Origin of the sequence: Leptotrichia sp. oral taxon 215 str. W9775 (genome assembly GCF_000469505.1) — a bacterium.
Lineage (GTDB): Bacteria > Fusobacteriota > Fusobacteriia > Fusobacteriales > Leptotrichiaceae > Leptotrichia_A.
Window position 1 is genome coordinate 1 of sequence record NZ_KI272822.1, and the last position, 709, is coordinate 709.

The window sequence follows — 709 nt, forward strand, 5'->3', positions numbered from 1 at the left end:
TTTTTTTTTAATCTTCAGATTATATTTTTTCTTCAATTCTTTTTGAATAGGTTTTAAAACCCAATTATCAATATCACAAATACGATAATTAGCTGGTACATCTAGTAATCTTCTAAATTCTTCAATACTAACTTTCCATATCCCTGTTGTCCTAAACTGTTTCATTCTCCTGTAAAATTCTTTAGTGTAGCTAGATTTTAATTCAATAAATTCTTCTAATTCAAATCTAGTAAATAATCCTTCTGTGAGAACATTTAACACCCACGTAAATTCTTCGTTAACTTTAACTTTAACAGTTTGATTATCTTTATCAACTTTTGTACTTCGTAAATAATACAAATCTTACAATTTCCTTTTCATTCTCCCATCCCCAAACACATTGAATCAATTTGTCATACATTGATTTTAATTCTTTGAAAAATAAATCAGTGCTATGAGATGTTTCGTATTTTGTCAATTCCTTCAGATAATCAAATGTAAAAGTAATTTCTTGTTCGTTTTTCTCTCTCATTCTGCTAACAAATTGCTATAAATAAATCCAATTCTTTGGACTTAAAATTTCTGAGAGCAACTTTGTTCATTTCATTTCTATATTTTACAATCTCATTCATAAAAACCTCCAGCATAGATATCATAGCATATTTCTCAATTAAAAACAAGTATTTTTAAAAAATCGGGTAATTTCTTGTTTTAAAGTGGGTAATTTCTT

Annotated in this window: 2 protein-coding genes; both read right to left on the reverse strand. The window is 26.4% G+C overall.

The features are described 5' to 3' along the window. On the reverse strand, positions 1 to 339 hold a 339-nt coding region (locus HMPREF1984_RS10820; RefSeq protein ID WP_021765793.1), incomplete at its 3' end, for a replication initiation protein. Next, on the reverse strand, positions 311 to 511 hold the full coding sequence (locus tag HMPREF1984_RS10825; RefSeq protein ID WP_021765794.1) for a hypothetical protein: 201 nt from the start codon (positions 509 to 511) through the stop codon (positions 311 to 313). The genes HMPREF1984_RS10825 and HMPREF1984_RS10820, both read right to left, overlap by 29 nt. Positions 512 to 709 lie beyond the last annotated feature (198 nt).